Source organism: Mycobacterium sp. IDUB_28 (assembly GCF_055419285.1).
Map to the genome: position 1 here is coordinate 135648 of NZ_JBVAXK010000003.1, position 15523 is coordinate 151170.

Consider the following 15523-nt stretch of genomic DNA (forward strand, 5'->3'; position numbering starts at 1 on the left):
TCAGACGGGGAACCGAACCCCGGTGAGCTGTTCGGAGATGTCCCAGAGCCGGCGTTGCAGCTCGACGTCGTGCGACTGGGCGCTGGACTGGACCACGGTGGGATTGCCGCGCTGCTCGGCGAAGCCGTCCGGCCCGTAGTACTGGCCGCCCTGCACCGCGGGGTCGGTCGCCGCGCGCAGCGTCGGCAGGGCCCCGGCCTCGGCGCTCTGGAACAACACCGGTCCGAGCACCAGCAGTGGCTGCAGGTACCACGGCACGTTGCGGGCCAGCTCGGTGCTGGAGCCACCCGGGTGCGCGGCGACGGCGATGGTGGGTGCGGCCGCCGCTGCCAGCCGGCGCTGCAATGCGTAGGTGAACAACAGGTTGGCCAGCTTGGACTGTCCGTAGGCGCCGACGCGGCTGTAGCCGCGTTCCCACTGCAGATCGTCGAAGTGGATGGCTGCGCGCAGCCGGTGACCGAGGCTGCTGACGGTCACCACCCGGGAACCTCGCACCGGCAGCAGGTGCTCCAGCAGCAGGCCGGTGAATGCGAAATGCCCCAGATGGTTGGTGCCGAACTGCAGCTCGAAGCCGTCCGCGGTGAGTTGCCTGGGCGTCCACATCACCCCGGCGTTGTTGATCAGCAGGTCGATGCGGGGGTAGCTGTCGCGCAGCCGGTCCGCACAGCGGCGGACTGAATCCAGCGAACTGAGGTCCAGCTCGGTCAGCGTGACGTCGGCCGGGCGGTCTTCGCGGCCCGCCGCGGCGGCGATGCGGGCCAGTGCCGCGTTGCCCTTCGCCAGGTTGCGCACCGCCAGCACCACGTGCGCGCCGCGGAAGGCCAGGGCTTCGGCGGTGTGGTAGCCCAGCCCGGTATTGGCGCCGGTGATGACGATGGTGCGCCCGCTCTGATCCGGGATGTCGCCGGCTGCCCAGGTGCGGTCACCGTCGCCGTTGGAGGCCATGGCCCGAACATACCCAACTGGGCCGGGGCCTTCTTGCACTCGGCATAGGCGAGTGCTAAAAATGACGTTGGCACTCGCGACCGGCGAGTGCTAGGTCGGGACGGTGAGGCCATTCGGTCGTCCGTCGCGGGCACTGCGCCCGGCCAGCGTAAGTAACGGGACTGCCGTCACCCGATAGCGCCCGTTTCATCCCCAATCCGGAGGAATAACTTCGCAATGGCCAAGACAATTGCGTACGACGAAGAGGCCCGTCGCGGCCTCGAGCGGGGCCTGAACAGCCTCGCCGACGCGGTAAAGGTGACGTTGGGCCCCAAGGGTCGCAACGTCGTCCTGGAGAAGAAGTGGGGCGCTCCCACGATCACCAACGATGGGGTTTCCATCGCCAAGGAGATCGAGCTGGAGGACCCGTACGAGAAGATCGGCGCCGAGCTGGTCAAGGAAGTCGCCAAGAAGACCGACGATGTCGCCGGTGACGGCACCACCACAGCCACCGTGCTGGCCCAGGCGCTGGTCAAGGAGGGCCTGCGCAACGTGGCCGCCGGCGCCAACCCGCTGGGTCTCAAGCGCGGCATCGAAAAGGCTGTGGAGAAGGTGACCCAGACCCTGCTCGACTCGGCCAAGGATGTCGAGACCAAGGAGCAGATCGCGGCCACCGCTGGCATCTCCGCCGGTGACCAGTCGATCGGCGACCTGATCGCCGAGGCGATGGACAAGGTCGGCAACGAGGGCGTCATCACCGTCGAGGAGTCCAACACCTTCGGCCTGCAGCTCGAGCTCACCGAGGGCATGCGGTTCGACAAGGGTTACATCTCGGGCTACTTCGTCACCGACGCCGAGCGTCAGGAAGCCGTCCTGGAGGACCCCTACATCCTGCTGGTCAGCTCCAAGGTCTCGACCGTCAAGGACCTGCTGCCCCTGCTGGAGAAGGTCATTCAGGGTGGCAAGCCGCTGCTGATCATCGCCGAGGACGTCGAGGGCGAGGCGCTGAGCACCCTGGTCGTCAACAAGATCCGCGGCACCTTCAAGTCCGTCGCCGTCAAGGCTCCGGGCTTCGGTGACCGCCGCAAGGCGATGCTGCAGGACATGGCCATCCTCACCGGTGGTCAGGTCATCAGCGAAGAGGTCGGGCTCTCGTTGGAGAACGCCGACATCGCGCTGCTCGGCAAGGCCCGCAAGGTCGTCATCACCAAGGACGAGACCACCATCGTCGAGGGCGCCGGTGACTCCGACGCCATCGCCGGCCGGGTGGCCCAGATCCGCGCCGAGATCGAGAACAGCGACTCCGACTACGACCGCGAGAAGCTGCAGGAGCGCCTGGCCAAGCTGGCCGGCGGTGTTGCGGTGATCAAGGCCGGGGCTGCCACCGAGGTGGAACTCAAGGAGCGCAAGCACCGCATCGAGGACGCCGTCCGCAACGCCAAGGCGGCCGTCGAGGAGGGCATTGTCGCCGGTGGTGGCGTGGCCCTGCTGCAGTCGGCGCCCGCGCTGGCCGAGCTGGACCTCAAGGGTGACGAGGCGACCGGTGCCAACATCGTGCGCGTCGCGCTCGAGGCGCCGCTCAAGCAGATCGCCTTCAACTCCGGGCTGGAGCCCGGCGTGGTGGCCGAGAAGGTGCGCAACTCGCCCGCCGGGACCGGCCTGAACGCCGCCACCGGTGAGTACGAGGACCTGCTCAAGGCCGGCGTTGCCGACCCGGTCAAGGTGACCCGTTCGGCGCTGCAGAACGCGGCGTCCATCGCGGGCCTGTTCCTGACCACCGAGGCGGTCGTCGCCGACAAGCCGGAGAAGGCGGCCGCTCCGGCGGGCGACCCGACCGGCGGCATGGGCGGTATGGACTTCTAAGTCCGGGTACGAAAAGAGCCCGGTCCCTGGCAACAGGGACCGGGCCTTTTTCGTCTCAGCGGGACGCGGTGCCGGCGGTGTGGATGCCGTAGGGCACCGCGTTGAGCAGCGTGACCGTCACCGCGGCGCCGTTGGGCAGGCGATACGCCCGGCGCTCCCCAGGTCGCGCGCCTTCCAGCGCGGCGCCCAACGGGGCCTGGTTGGAGTAGACCTCGATGTCACCGTGTTCGGCACTGCGCACGCCCAGCAGGAACGTCTCGACCGCACCGGTGTCGTCGAAGCGGACGGTCAGCACCATGCCGGGTTCGGCGATCCCGTCGTCCGGGGGATCCTGCCCCACCGTGACGTCGGTCAGCAGATCGTGGATCTGCTGGATGCGCAGCTGCCGTTGCAGCTCGTCGGCCTGCGCCTCGGCGTCGCCGTCGAGAGCCGCGGTGCGACCCGACTCGCGAAGCGCGGCGAGTTCCCGCTGTAACCGGTCATAGCCGCGCTTGGAGATCCATACGCGTTGAGCATCGGCAAGAGTCATTCGGTGTCCTTTCGGTGTTGTCAGGGTCGACTGATGTGGCCGCGGCCCTCGCCGGTCACATCGGCCAGCTCCGGTCGCCAGCTGTCGTAGCGGGACCGGCGCAGCAGCTTGCGGACTCCGATGAAGATCAGTCCGGCCGCAACCGTCACGTTCAGCCAGACCGCCAGCGCCGCGAACACCGCTTCGCGCGCGGCGGACATCTGCGGCGCGCCGGCGTAGGAGCCGTCCCGATTCACCGAGATCTCGATGGTCTCGCCCGGTTTCGGTGCCGTGCGCGCGTGGACCTTGCCGGTGTGTTCCACCCCGGCGGCGAACCACCTGGCGTGCACCTGGGTGAGATCGCTGCGGGCGGGCACATCGAGCACGGTCGCGGTGACCTCGGTTCGACCCTGCGCCTGCGCGGCATGGAACTGGGTGCGGGAGCCGTAGACCGCGGTACCGATGGCGCCGGCGGCGGGAGCTGCCAGCAGCGACACCGCGACGGTCAACACGAGAGCGAACGCTTCGAGTCGATCGCTGACGCGGATCAGCGGGTTGCGGCTGAACAGCACCCGCAACCAGAGCGGCGCGCGCACGGTGAAGGCGGCGCCGTCGCCCGACCGCTGCTGCGGATCGGCGTGCCGGCGGGTCATCGGCGGTCTCCTATCGATGGGCCGCCAAACTTCGGCGGCAATTCCAGGATGACCCGGACGGCCCCGGCACCTGTTGGCCCAGCCGCACAATCGCACCGACTCACGTTGTAGCGTCTCGACACCGCACAGCGGCTCAGTCGAAATCGGTGGCCGCCAGCTGAATCATCATCGCGAGCCGCTTCTCGGCGTCGTCCAGGGCGAGGTCGGTGACCTCGACCATCTTGCGCATCCGGTTTCGCACGGTGTTCTCATGCACTCCCAACCGCGCACCGGCGGCGGCCGGGTCCCCCTGGGCCGCGAGCCATGCCCGCAGCGTCGCCACGTACGTGGTGCCGTGCGCGTCGTCGTGGCGACGCAGATCGGCGACGGGACCCCGGTCCGGCAGCCGGCCGGACCGCGACGCCGTGCGCAACCGCTGCAGCAGAATCTCGTCCCAGCATTCGTCGTACACCGGGACGGCGGCCGACGGCGACGCCTCGTGTAACGCCAGGCACTCGTCGGCCTCCTGCCGGGCGCCGGCCAGGTCGGTCGGCTCGGTTGCGCCGCTGATGCCGGCCACCACGGTGACCCCCTCGGGCAGTGCAGCCCTCAGCCCGGCAACCCATTGCCGGGCCGTTTCCGCTGCCTCGCCGGGTAGCAGGGTGTAGACGGTGCTGCCGACCAGGGCGCTGCGGCCCGGCCGGGACCAACCGAACCCGGCGGTGGCACGCTCGAACGCCAGCAGCAGTACCGCGTCCCGATCGGCAGCGACGGACGGTTGCAACGCGATCACCCGCAGGGGAGTGCGCGGTAGTCCCAGTCTGCTGAGCACCGTCGCGGCGTCGGCTGTGCTTTCCAGCAACCGGATCACCAGCTCGGATTCCACCTGGCGCTCGAGGTCGGCACTTGCGCGTGACCGCAACAGGTGGACGGCCACCGTGTGGGCGCTGTCGACCAGCGCGACGCGGGCCGCACCGTCCAGCGGGCGGGCACACGCCACCCAGACCGATCCCATCAGTTCGCGCCCGGAGCGCACGGCGACCACCGTCCGTCCCGTCACGCCGTGCTCGGCGTCCTCGGGAATGAACAGCGGTTCATCGGAAGCCGCCAGATGCGTGAACACGCCGTCTTCGTCGAAGAACGCCCGCAACCGCTCCGGTGTCTGGCGGGCCAGGATGGTCTGCACCCGTGCGGAATCCGCGTGCTGCTGCTGTCGGGAATATGCCAGCACCTGCATCAACCGGTCGTGGATGACGACGCCGCCACCGATCGCGTCGGCCAGACTGTCGGTGAGGGCGAACAAATCGGTCGGTCCTCGCCCGGATTCGGTCTCGCGGCCCTCCAACACCAGCCCGTAGACCACCGCGGCCAGCTCGCTCCACGACAGCGCCTCGTCGACCAGCAGCACCGCGCCGGGTTCACCGTCGAAGGACGGCTCGACCTCGGCGCGCAGCAACGTCACGACCGCATGCGCCGCGTCGGCCCACCGCATCGCCTCCTCGAGCGAGGTGGCACCGATGGCGAGCAGCACGTCGCCCGTCACCGGGCCGCGCGGCGTGGTCTCGTGCATCACGACGTTGCGCAGCTCGGTCGATCGCGGAATCGACGACCACCGCAGTCGCACCCCGTAACTACCCAGTACGTTGACCAGGCGATCCAGCGTGATCACGCGCCGCTCCTCCAGTTGCCCACAGCGTAATTCAGGGTGCGGTCACGGTAGTTTCGGTGGCGTGGCTCTCCCGACTCCATCCCCCGCCAGCACCGCCGTCGTGACCGGGGCCTCGTCGGGCATCGGCGCCGACATCGCCCGCGAACTGGCCGGCCGCGGTCACGGCGTCACGCTGGTCGCTCGCCGCGAAGACCGGTTGCGCGAGCTGGCGGACGAACTCTCCGACGGGTCCGGGTGGAGGTGAGCCTGTTCCAGGCCCAGTGCCGTCCATGTCTGCGCCGACCACGATCCGGTGCGCTCCAGTTCGTCGACGGCCTCGATCAGGGTGCGGTCGGGTGGCCCCAGCTGGTGATACCGGCGGCGTCGGCGTCGCTCCACGGCGGTGCGAGAGGTTCGATGCGGCTCATGCGTCCGGCACGCTGAACACGACGCAGTCGTGCAGACAGCCCGCGGTCGCGGACTCGGCATTGCGGTGCAGCAGGGCGCGGGTGGGCACCACCGTGCAGCGCGCGGCGTCGGTGCCGGCGTCGGCGATCTCGGCGCGCCCGTCGACGATCAGCGAGTAGCCGCCCGGTACCGGCGGCGGCCAGAGCAGGGTGACCTCGACGCGGCGGGCCAGGTTGGCCCGGGTGCCGCCGCCGACCAGGCCCACCTCGACGGTCTGATCGCGCAGCACCGGCTCGATCGTCACGGTGTGCACCCGATAGTTGTCGTCGACGGTGATCAGATAGGCGAACGGGAAGTCCGGCAGGGCGGCGGCCAGCCGCTGGAAGTCAACCTTTTTCGCGGTCTTTGCAGCCATGCACCGAGGATAGGCGCGCTACTGCGACCGCACCGGGAACTTGATCACCCGGCTCTGATCCGCGGTGTCGCGCTCAGACGGCGGATGGAACCCGGACTTGGGGATCGGGTCGCTGGGCAGGCTCAGGCTGCTCAGCACCGACTCGCGTGCCAGCGTGGGGCGCGCGCCGGGATCGCCGGACGGGTAGAAGCCGGTCGGGCTGCCGCCGTTGGTGCGCAGGCCTGAGTTGGCGGCGGGGCTGCTGGTGGGGTTGGCCGAGACGGGACTGGGGCCGCCCGGTTCGCCGGCGGCGGCCGGCGGGGGCGCCGACGCGACGACGGGTCCGCTGATGCCGGAGTTCAGCGCGCCGGCCAGACCGGGATGCAGCCCCCCGGTGGTGGCCAACGCCGAGCCGAGCAGGCCCGAACCGAGCGCCGCGGTTCCCAGACCGCCCGTCGCGTAGTGCGCATTGCCGGCCACCGCGGAGTCCAGGCCGGCCGCGCTGCTGTACATGCCCGAGTTCCAGTGGCTCAGCGGGCCGCCGAGTCCGGCGTCGCCGGAGTTGCCGACCCCGGCGTTGAGGGAACCCGAGTTGCCGAAGCCCATGTTGTCGGTACCGGAATTGAAGAAGCCGCTGTTGCCGCTGCCGGAGTTGCCGAAGCCGGTGTTGCCGCTGCCGGAGTTGAGCCCGCCGAAGCCGAACTGGTGGTCGCCGGTCAGTCCGAAACCGAAGGAGTCGCTGCCGGTGTTGGCGAAGCCGAGGTTGCCACTGCCGAAGTTGGCGATGCCCATGTTGCTGGTGCCGGTGTTGCCGAAGCCCAGGTTGTAGCTGCCGGTGTTGCCGGCGCCGACGTTGCCGATGCCGCTGTTACCGCTGCCCAGGTTGTAGTTGCCGACGTTGTTGTTGCCGATGTTGCCGCTGCCGGTGTTGCGGAAGCCGAAGTTGATCCCGTTGTTGCCGACGTCGATGCCCAGGTTCCGCAGCACCTGCTGCCAGGGGGCCAGTTGGGCGGCCGCCTTCGATGCGTCGAAGTGGTAGTTCACCATCGCAGCCACGTCCGCGGCCCACATCGCTTCGTAGGCGGATTCGGTGTCCATGATGGCGGGCCAGTTCATCCCGAAGAAGTTCGTGGACGCCAGCATCTGCACCAGGCCGCGGTTGGCGGCCACCACGGCCGGCTGCACGGTGGCGGCCACCGCGGCCTCGAACGCCGCCGCGGTCGCCACGGCCTGCGCCGCGGCCAGGTCGGCCTGCACCGCCGCCGCGCTCAGCCAGGCCATGTACTGGGTGGCGACCTCCATCATCGCCGCGGCGGACGGTCCCAGCCAGGACGAGGTGGTCAATTCTTGGGTGACAGCGGTGAACGACGCCACCGACGACGCCAGCTCCTCGGCCAATCCGCCCCATGCTGCGGCAGCAGCAAGTAACGGTCCCGCGCCGGGACCGGCGAACATTAGTGCCGAATTGATCTCAGGCGGCAACCACGCGAAATGCGGGCTTGTCACCACCCAAACCTACCCGGCTGGGACTGGCCACCGTGGGCTTATCGGGTAACCCGCTCAGACCGCCGCGGGTGCGGCCTGCCGGCCGCGCATCAACCGACCCGGCCGGGCCGCGGTGGGCTGACCGTGCTCGGCGATCACCTGGCCGGATACCACCGTCGCGACGTAGCCGTCGGCGGTCTGGTCCAGCCGACGCCCACCGGCCGGCAGGTCGTAGGCGATGACGGGTTTGTGCAGCCGCAGCCCCGCGTGGTCGATGACGTTGAGGTCGGCCTTGAAGCCGACGGCGATGCGGCCGCGGTCGGCCAGTCCGGCGATCCGCGCCGGCACCGAGGTGAGTTCGCGGACCGCTTCGGCGACGGTGAAGCGACCGGTCGCCCGGTCCCGGGCCCAGTGCGTGAGGAAGTACGTCGAGTAGCTGGCGTCGCAGATCATGCCGTAGTGCGCGCCGCCGTCGCCGAGTCCGAGTATCACGTCGTCGCGGTGCAGCAGTTCGCCCACGGTGTCCAGCGAGTTGTTCTCCAGGTTGCTGGTGGCGACCAGCAGCATCGCCCGGCCGTCGTCGTCGAGCAGCCGGTCGTAGGCTTCCGCCATCGGGTCCACCCCGCGGGCCCGGGCGCGCGCGCCGATGCTGGTCGACGGGTCCGGCTCGTAGTCGGGGTTGTCGTCGAGCGGGAAGATCCAGTCCCACAGCTGGGCGACGTAGAGGATCGGGTGCCCGGTGCCGGGCTTGTCGGCCAGGATGCGGGCGCGTACCTCCGGCTTGCGCATCTCGGCGACGCGTTCGGCCAGCGGCAGGTCGGCGATCTCGCCGTAGCTGGGGTAGAGCACGAACGGGTTGGCGCTCAGCAGCAGCCCGATGATCAGCCCGATCGGACGGGGCAGTAGCTGCGCGCTGACGTCACCACCGGCCGCGTTGGCCTTATCGATCATGGTGATGGCCTCCGGCCAGGTGGGGTCCCCGGAGTTGCCGACGATCAGGGTGAAGGTGAGCGGCAATCCCACGTCCTCGGCGACGTCGAACACCGTCTGCAACACCTGTTGGTAGCCGCCGGCCGGCACGTCGGGCACGAACTGCAGCAGGCCGCCGCCGCCGTCGACCACGCCCCGGGCGATCTGCTCGATCTCTTCCCGGGCGGCGTCGTAGCTGGGGATCGGAGCGCCGCTCTCGGTTTTGTGGATCATCAGCCGCGAGGAGGCGAAGCCCAGCGCCCCGGCTTCGGTGGCCTCCTTGGCAAGCGCCCGCATCTTGGCCAGGTCGTCGGCGGTGGCGGGCTCGCGGTCGGCGCCGCGTCGGCCCATCACGAAGACCCGCAGCGGGGAGTGCGGCAGGTATGCGGCGACGTCGATATCACGGCGGCGGGCGTCCAGTTCGTCCAGATATTCCGGGAAGGATTCCCAGGTCCACGGCAGACCGTCGGTCATCACGACACCGGGGATGTCCTCCACGCCGGCCATCACGTCGACGAGCACCTCGTGGTCCTCTTGTCGGCACGGCGCGAAGCCGACTCCGCAGTTGCCGACCACGACGGTGGTCACCCCGTGCGCCGAGGACGGCGTCAGCCGGTCCGACCAGATGGCCTGTCCGTCGTAATGGGTGTGCAGGTCGACGAAGCCCGGCGTGACGAGCAGTCCGGTCGCGTCGATTTCCCGCTCGGCTCCCCCGATCACCGACCCGACCGCGGCGATCACACCGTCCCGCACCGCGACATCACCGACGTACGGCTCACCTCCGAGTCCGTCCACGATGGTGCCGTTGCGGATCAGCAGGTCGTAGGTCATCTGAATAATCTACGACCGGGCGCAGGGTCGTGCCAGGATCGCATCGTGATCGATCACCTGGGCATCAACTGTGCCAACTATGCCGATTCGAAGAACTTCTACGACACCGTGCTCGGTGTGCTGGGTTACTCCCGGCAGCTGGATTTCGGTGTGGCCATCGGGTACGGCCGCAACGGTAAGCCGGACTTCTGGATCGCCGACGGCGTCGGCAACGGCGCCGGTTCGGGCCCGAATCGCGAGGTCCACATTGCGTTCCAGGCGCAGGACGAGGCTGCGGTGCGCGCCTTCTACGAGACTGCGGTGAGCCTGGGTGCGGAGCCGTTGCACGCCCCGCGGCGGTGGCCGGAGTATCACGCCGGTTACTACGGCGCCTTCGTGCGCGATCCGGACGGCAACAACGTGGAGGCGGTCTGGCACGGCGGCCCGTAGGGTCGGCCTGGTGACAAATCCCGACGCCGCCGTGCAGGAACTGCTGCGCGATGCATTCACCCGATTGATCGAGCACACCGACGAAATCACCGACGGGCTCACCGCTGAGGTCGCCGACTACCGGCCGACTCCCGAAGCCAACAGCATCGCCTGGCTGGTCTGGCACAGCGCCCGCGTGCAGGATCTGCAGCTCGCCGATATCGCGGGGGTCGAGGAGGTGTGGACCCGCGACGGTTGGGTGGACCGGTTCGGGCTGGACCTACCGCGGCGCGACATCGGGTACGGGCACGGTCCCGACGACGTCGCCAAGGTGCACGCGCCCGCCGACCTGTTGGCCGGCTACTACCGGGCGGTGCACGAATTCACCCTGGAGTACGTCGCGACGGTGACGGCCGCCGAGCTGGCCCGCGTGGTGGACACCAACTGGGATCCGCCGGTCACCGCGAGCGGGCGGCTGGTCAGCATCATCGACGATTGCGCGCAACACCTGGGCCAGGCCGCCTACCTGCGGGGCATCGTGAAGTAGGGCCGGCGCGTCAGCCCAGCGGCAATTCGGCGAGCACCGGGCTGGTCGGCTGCAGCGACCCGGTGCCGGGTTCGACGGTGAACGCCAGCACGGTCGAGCCGCCCAGATTGTCCAGCGTCGCCTTCGTGGACGGCGCCACCGCCGCAACGCCCATGGTGCCCGCCGACGTCGGGCCGCTCGTGCCGATCAGCCACATCTGATACACGCTGCCCGGCGGCGGCGGCGGCACGTTGTTCATCACCAACACGCCCGCGTTGCGGTCGCGGGAGAACATCACCGTCGCCGTTCCCGGCCCCAGCGGCCGGGACACGGTCCGCACGTCGGGTGCGGCCAGAACCTGCTCGGCCATCGTCGGCGACGGCCGCATCAGTACACCGAGGCCGAACGCCCCCAGGCCGATCGCGATGGTCGCCGCCGCCGCGATGAGGGCGGTGCGCCGCTGCGGCATCCGGCGCAGCGGTGTCGCAGCGGGGGTGGCCCGGGCCAGCACGGCGGCGCGCAACTGATCGGGCGGTTCGGCCGCACTGGCCGACGACAGCACCGCCATGGTCTCGCGGATGGCGCGGACCTCGTCGGCGAAGGCCGCGGCGACCGGCGCCGGCGCGGCGTCGACCCGGGCGTCGACCTCGACCCGCTCGGCGTCGGACAACGCGTGCAGGGCATAGGGGGCCGCCAGCTCCAGCAGGTCGAAGCCGTGGGGGGCGGTCATGACACGTCCAGACAGTTGCGCAACCCGCGCAGCGCGTCGCGCATGCGTGACTTGATCGTGGACAGGTTCGCCGCCAACCGCTGCGACACCTCGGCGTAGGTCAGTCCGCCGTAGTAGGCCAGCTCGATGCACTGTCGTTGCGCTTCGGTCAACCCCTCCAGACACCCGACCACCCGGCGGCGTTCGTCGCCGGCTATCGCCGAATCGGCGACGACGTCGGTTGCCGACTCGAAATTCGCTGTGCCGTAGCGTGATTCGCGTTCAGTCCCGGCCTGTTCGCTGCGCACCCGATCCACCGCGCGCCGGTGCGTCATGGTCATCAACCAGGCCAGCGCCGAGCCCTTGGCGGTGTCGAAGTCCGACGCCGTGCGCCACACCTCGAGGTAGATCTCCTGAGTGGTCTCTTCGCTGTAGCCGGAGTCACGCAGCACCCTGGTCACCAGCCCGTACACCCGGGTTTTCGTCTGGTCGTAGAACGCCGCGAACGCGGCGTCGTCGCCTGCGGCCACCCGGCGCAGCAAGGCGTCCAGGTCGTTGCTGGAGGGGGGCGGGCCGGTCATCGATCGGTAGCCTAACGCCCCTTGGTTGCACACCTGCTATTCGGAGCCCGGGGCTGCCCGGATGGCCGGACCGACGGGACTAACGGTCGCCGCTGAGCGCCGGTATCCGCTCGGTCGGCCGCTCGATGCGCGCCAGGGCGGGGCTGCGGGCCGGGCGCGTCCGCACCCGGATCGGCCACCAGAACCAGCGGCCCAGCAGCGCGGCAATCGACGGCGTCATGAAGGCGCGCACGATCAGCGTGTCGAACAGCAGACCCAGCCCGATGGTGGTGCCCACCTGGCCGATCATGCGGGCATCGCCGATGATCATCGAGGCCATGGTGAACGCGAACACCAGACCCGCGTTGGTCACCACCTTGCCGGTGCCGCCCATCGACCGGATGATTCCGGTGTTCAGACCGGCGTGGATCTCCTGTTTGAACCGGGAGACCAGCAGCAGGTTGTAGTCCGATCCCACGGCCAGCAGCACGATGACCGACATCGCCAGCACCAGCCAGTGCAGCGGGATGCCGAAGATGTGCTGCCAGACCAGCACGGCCAGGCCGAAGGAGGCGCCCAGCGACAACGCCACCGTCCCGACGATCACCGCGGCGGCCACGAAGGCGCGGGTGATGATCAGCATGATGATGAAGATCAGGCACAACGAGGAGATGCCGGCGATCAGCAGATCCCATTTGGCGCCGTCGGAGATGTCCTTGAACACCGCCCCGGTGCCGGCCAGGTAGATCTTGGCGTCTTCCAGGGGCGTCCCCTTCAGGGATTCCTCGGCCGCGGTGCGTATCTGGTCGATGCTGGCGATGCCTTCGGGCGACGCGGGATCACCCCGGTGCAGGATGATGAACCGCGCCGCGTGCCCGTCGGGGGTCAGGAAGTTCTTCATGGCGCGCTTGAAGTCTTCGTTCTTGAACACCTCGGGCGGCAGGTAGAACGAGTCGTCGTTCTTGGCGGCGTCGAATGCGTGGCCCATCGCCGTCGCGTTCTCGCTCATCTCGTCCATCTGGCTGAAGATCCCCGACATGGTGCTGTGCATCGTCAGCATCATGGTCCGCATGCTCACCATGGTGTCGATCATCGGCGGGAAGGTGGCGATCATCTGCGGCATCAGTGTGTCCAGCTGTTTGATGTCGCCGACCAGGACGTTCAGTTGCTCGGTGAGCTGATCGATCCCGTCGAACGCGTCGAAGATCGACCGCAGCGTCCAACACACCGGGATGTCGAAACAGTGCTTCTCCCAATAGAAGTACGAGCGGATGGGCCGGAAGAAGTCGTCGAAGTTGGCGATCTTGTCGCGCAGGTCGTTGGTGATCTGCTGCATCGCCTCGGTGTCGCCGACCATCTTGTGCGTGAGGCCGACCAGCTTCGTCATCAGCGCGTACATGTTCTGCATCAGCGCGATCGTCTTGGTCATCTCGTCGGCCTGCTTGAGCATGTCGTCCATGCGGTCGCGCTGGAATTTCATGGTCTGCACCTGACCGGCGTTCTGCATGCTCATCTGGAACGGGATCGACGTGTGGTCCATGGTGGTGCCGTCGGGCCGGGTGATGGCCTGGACGCGGGAGATGCCGGGCACCCGGAAAATGCCTTTGGCCAGCTTGTCGAGCACCAGGAAGTCGGCCGGGTTGCGCAGGTCGTGATCCGATTCGATCATCAGGATCTCCGGCTTCATGCGGGCCTGGGAGAAGTGCCGGTCGGCGACGGTGAAGCCCTGGTTGGCCGGGATGGACGGGGGCAGGTAGGCGCGGTCGTCGTAGCTGGGTTTGTAGCCCGGCAGCGTCAGCAGGCCGATGATCGCGATCGCCAGGGTGACCGCCAGGATGGGCAGCGGCCAGCGCACCACGGCCGTGCCGATGCGGCGCCAGCCCCGCACCGACAGCACCCGCTTGGGATCGAACACCCCGAACTTGCCGCCCACCACCAGGATGGCCGGGCCCAGCGTCAGCGCGACCAGGACCGCCACCAGCATGCCGACCGCGCAGGGGATGCCCAGCGTCTGGAAGTAGGGCATCCGGGCGAAGTGCAGACAGAACAGGGCGCCGGCGATGGTCAGCCCGGAGCCCAGGATCACGTGCGCGGTGCCGTGATACATGGTGTAGAACGCCGACTCCCGGTCCTCGCCGGCCTGACGCGCCTCCTGGTAGCGGCCGATGATGAAGATGCCGTAGTCGGTGCCGGCCGCGATCGCCAGTGACGTGAGCAGGCTGACCGAGAACGTGGACAGCCCGATCAACCCGTTGTGTCCGAGCAGTGCCACCGCGCCGCGTGCCGCGCTCAGTTCGATACCGACCGAGATCAACAGCAGGAAGACGGTGAGAAACGAGCGGTAGATGAACATCAGCATCAGCGTGATCACCAGGACCGTGGTGATGGTGATCTTGGCCATGGACTTGTCGCCACTGTCATGCAGGTCGGCGGCCAGCGCCGACGCGCCGGTGACGTAGGCCTTGAGACCGGGCGGGGCCTTGATGCCGTCCACGATCTTGCGCACGGCCAGGACCGACTCGTTGGCCAGGGGTTCGCCCTGGTTGCCGGCCAGGGTGAGCTGGACGGTGACGGCTTTGGCGTCGTTGCTCTGCGCGCCCGCGGCGGTCAGTGGGTCACCCCAGAAGTCCTGGATGCTCAGGACGTGTTTCTTGTCCTCGCGTAGCTTGCGGACCATCTCGTCGTAGTACTTGTGCGCCTCGGCGCCCAGCGGTTTGTCGCTTTCCAGGACGATCATCCCGAAGCTGTCGGTGTCGCCCTCCTTGAAGGCGTTGCCGATGTGCTTGAGCGCCACGAAGGACGGCGCGTCACCCGGGCTCAACGACACCGACCGTTCCTGCCCGACGACTTCCAGCGACGGCAGGAAGACGCTGAGCAGCACCACGACCACCAGCCAGAACAGGATGATCGGCACCGCGAGGGCATGGATCATCCGCGGGATGAACGGCCGATGGGTGTCGGTGGCGGGCCCCGGCGCCGGCGCGCCGGGGGCGTAGGTGGTGGTCACGCGGACTTGACCAGACAGAAGGTGAACGCGTTGACGCTGTTGCTGACCCGCTCGGCCTTGACCTCGTCGTCGATCAGGATGCGGCAGCCGATGCTGTCGCTATCGCCTTGTGCCGCAAGGTTGCCCACCATGGCCGCCTTGGTGGTGCTGATGTGCAGCGACCAGGGCAGCCGGGCATTCTCGACCCGTTGCGGATCGCTGTTGACGTCGAAGTAACTGATGTCCGCGACGGTACCCGGCGGACCGAACACCTCGTAAACGATGCGCTTGGGGTTGAACGGCTCGGGGTTCTTGAGGTTGCTGTCGGCGTAGGTTTCGCGCTTCTCCGAGCCGAAGTAACCGTGTACCCGGTAGACCACGAAGGCCCCCACCGCCACCACCACCAGCACGACCAGTGGAATCCACGCGCGCGACAGCAGTCTGAACATCGCAGATCCCCTTCACCCGTTGGTATGTGAATTTCGGCGACCGCGACCGGCGGCGGCCCACCGCCTCGACGCCGCATGTCCCGGGGCGGCCCTGTCGAGCGGAACTACTAAGCCTTGCCTAAGTAAATCACGGCGACGGACGGCACTGTCCACTCCTTCCCCTCGCGCACTGGATTGTAACGCATATCACGTGCGTAACAAGGCGGGTCCGATGCCTGCCACC

The 15523-nt window shown here is 68.6% G+C and carries 14 protein-coding genes and 1 pseudogene; 4 read left to right on the forward strand and 11 right to left on the reverse strand.

Translation table 11 applies throughout. The features are described from left to right. Positions 1-945 carry an SDR family NAD(P)-dependent oxidoreductase gene (locus ACZYZ9_RS07400; RefSeq protein ID WP_463825592.1) on the reverse strand — a complete coding sequence of 315 codons (945 nt, stop codon included), beginning with the start codon at positions 943-945 and terminating at the stop codon, positions 1-3. Between the two features lie 216 nt (positions 946-1161). On the opposite strand from ACZYZ9_RS07400, the gene groL reads away from it, so the two are divergent. Then, entirely contained in the window at positions 1162-2787 is a 1626-nt protein-coding gene (groL, locus tag ACZYZ9_RS07405) for a chaperonin GroEL (protein WP_463825593.1), read from the forward strand. A gap of 55 nt (positions 2788-2842) precedes the next feature. Here the strand turns inward: groL and ACZYZ9_RS07410 are convergent, their stop codons facing one another. From ACZYZ9_RS07410 to ACZYZ9_RS07420, 3 genes are all read right to left on the reverse strand, one after another. Further along, positions 2843-3316 carry a GreA/GreB family elongation factor gene (locus ACZYZ9_RS07410; RefSeq protein ID WP_463825594.1) on the reverse strand — a complete coding sequence of 158 codons (474 nt, stop codon included), beginning with the start codon at positions 3314-3316 and terminating at the stop codon, positions 2843-2845. A 20-nt stretch (positions 3317-3336) separates the two neighbouring features. Continuing rightward, the gene (locus ACZYZ9_RS07415) at positions 3337-3948 is read right to left on the reverse strand and encodes an Rv1733c family protein (RefSeq protein WP_463825596.1); all 612 of its coding nucleotides are present in this window, start codon (positions 3946-3948) and stop codon (positions 3337-3339) included. Positions 3949-4081: 133 nt separating this feature from the next. Further along, positions 4082-5596 (reverse strand): PucR family transcriptional regulator, encoded by a 1515-nt coding sequence (locus ACZYZ9_RS07420; RefSeq protein WP_463825597.1) that lies wholly within the window; start codon positions 5594-5596, stop codon positions 4082-4084. A 61-nt stretch (positions 5597-5657) separates the two neighbouring features. Between ACZYZ9_RS07420 and ACZYZ9_RS07425 the strand changes: the two are divergent. Beyond that, a pseudogene (locus ACZYZ9_RS07425) lies at positions 5658-5839 on the forward strand (SDR family NAD(P)-dependent oxidoreductase); the annotation flags it as partial. Positions 5840-5999: 160 nt separating this feature from the next. On the opposite strand, the gene ACZYZ9_RS07430 reads toward ACZYZ9_RS07425, so the two are convergent. Genes ACZYZ9_RS07430 through ACZYZ9_RS07440 form a run of 3 tightly spaced genes read right to left on the reverse strand, consistent with a single transcriptional unit; the run spans position 6000 to position 9662 of the window. Next, on the reverse strand, positions 6000-6398 hold the full coding sequence (locus ACZYZ9_RS07430; protein ID WP_463825598.1) for a pyridoxamine 5'-phosphate oxidase family protein: 399 nt from the start codon (positions 6396-6398) through the stop codon (positions 6000-6002). 18 nt (positions 6399-6416) lie between these two features. Continuing rightward, entirely contained in the window at positions 6417-7883 is a 1467-nt protein-coding gene (locus ACZYZ9_RS07435; protein ID WP_463825599.1) for a PPE family protein, read from the reverse strand. Positions 7884-7937: 54 nt separating this feature from the next. After that, positions 7938-9662, reverse strand: coding sequence for an N-acyl-D-amino-acid deacylase family protein (locus ACZYZ9_RS07440; protein ID WP_463825600.1), 1725 nt, complete (start codon positions 9660-9662; stop codon positions 7938-7940). 45 nt (positions 9663-9707) lie between these two features. Here ACZYZ9_RS07440 and ACZYZ9_RS07445 point away from each other — a divergent pair, with 45 nt between their 5' ends. Both ACZYZ9_RS07445 and ACZYZ9_RS07450 read left to right on the forward strand, forming a co-directional pair. Next, positions 9708-10091, forward strand: a complete 384-nt coding sequence (locus ACZYZ9_RS07445; protein ID WP_463825601.1) for a VOC family protein — start codon at positions 9708-9710, stop codon at positions 10089-10091. 10 nt (positions 10092-10101) lie between these two features. Then, complete coding sequence (locus ACZYZ9_RS07450) at positions 10102-10617, forward strand: mycothiol transferase (protein WP_463825602.1); 516 nt, start codon at positions 10102-10104, stop codon at positions 10615-10617. A gap of 10 nt (positions 10618-10627) precedes the next feature. Here ACZYZ9_RS07450 and ACZYZ9_RS07455 read toward each other — a convergent pair whose 3' ends face one another. The 4 genes from ACZYZ9_RS07455 to ACZYZ9_RS07470 all read right to left on the reverse strand — a co-directional run bounded on the left by ACZYZ9_RS07455 (position 10628) and on the right by ACZYZ9_RS07470 (position 15300). Then, the gene (locus tag ACZYZ9_RS07455) at positions 10628-11326 is read right to left on the reverse strand and encodes an anti-sigma factor (protein WP_463825603.1); all 699 of its coding nucleotides are present in this window, start codon (positions 11324-11326) and stop codon (positions 10628-10630) included. Then, entirely contained in the window at positions 11323-11886 is a 564-nt protein-coding gene (locus ACZYZ9_RS07460) for a sigma-70 family RNA polymerase sigma factor (RefSeq protein ID WP_463825604.1), read from the reverse strand. Before ACZYZ9_RS07460 ends, ACZYZ9_RS07455 begins: the two co-directional genes overlap by 4 nt. A gap of 79 nt (positions 11887-11965) precedes the next feature. Further along, positions 11966-14797 (reverse strand): MMPL/RND family transporter, encoded by a 2832-nt coding sequence (locus ACZYZ9_RS07465; protein WP_463825969.1) that lies wholly within the window; start codon positions 14795-14797, stop codon positions 11966-11968. A gap of 71 nt (positions 14798-14868) precedes the next feature. After that, positions 14869-15300 (reverse strand): MmpS family transport accessory protein, encoded by a 432-nt coding sequence (locus ACZYZ9_RS07470; protein ID WP_463825605.1) that lies wholly within the window; start codon positions 15298-15300, stop codon positions 14869-14871. Positions 15301-15523: the final 223 nt, after the last annotated feature.

Excerpts from the sequence above, each read along its gene's own strand:
- groL (WP_463825593.1), top strand. The coding sequence starts at position 1,162 with ATGGCCAAGACAATTGCGTACGACGAAGAGGCCCGTCGCGGCCTCGAG.
- ACZYZ9_RS07440 (WP_463825600.1), bottom strand. The coding sequence starts at position 9,662 with ATGACCTACGACCTGCTGATCCGCAACGGCACCATCGTGGACGGACTC.
- ACZYZ9_RS07400 (WP_463825592.1), bottom strand. The coding sequence starts at position 945 with ATGGCCTCCAACGGCGACGGTGACCGCACCTGGGCAGCCGGCGACATC.
- ACZYZ9_RS07455 (WP_463825603.1), bottom strand. The coding sequence starts at position 11,326 with ATGACCGCCCCCCACGGCTTCGACCTGCTGGAGCTGGCGGCCCCCTAT.
- ACZYZ9_RS07415 (WP_463825596.1), bottom strand. The coding sequence starts at position 3,948 with ATGACCCGCCGGCACGCCGATCCGCAGCAGCGGTCGGGCGACGGCGCC.
- ACZYZ9_RS07410 (WP_463825594.1), bottom strand. The coding sequence starts at position 3,316 with ATGACTCTTGCCGATGCTCAACGCGTATGGATCTCCAAGCGCGGCTAT.
- ACZYZ9_RS07465 (WP_463825969.1), bottom strand. The coding sequence starts at position 14,797 with ATGATCCATGCCCTCGCGGTGCCGATCATCCTGTTCTGGCTGGTGGTC.
- ACZYZ9_RS07460 (WP_463825604.1), bottom strand. The coding sequence starts at position 11,886 with ATGACCGGCCCGCCCCCCTCCAGCAACGACCTGGACGCCTTGCTGCGC.
- ACZYZ9_RS07430 (WP_463825598.1), bottom strand. The coding sequence starts at position 6,398 with ATGGCTGCAAAGACCGCGAAAAAGGTTGACTTCCAGCGGCTGGCCGCC.
- ACZYZ9_RS07470 (WP_463825605.1), bottom strand. The coding sequence starts at position 15,300 with ATGTTCAGACTGCTGTCGCGCGCGTGGATTCCACTGGTCGTGCTGGTG.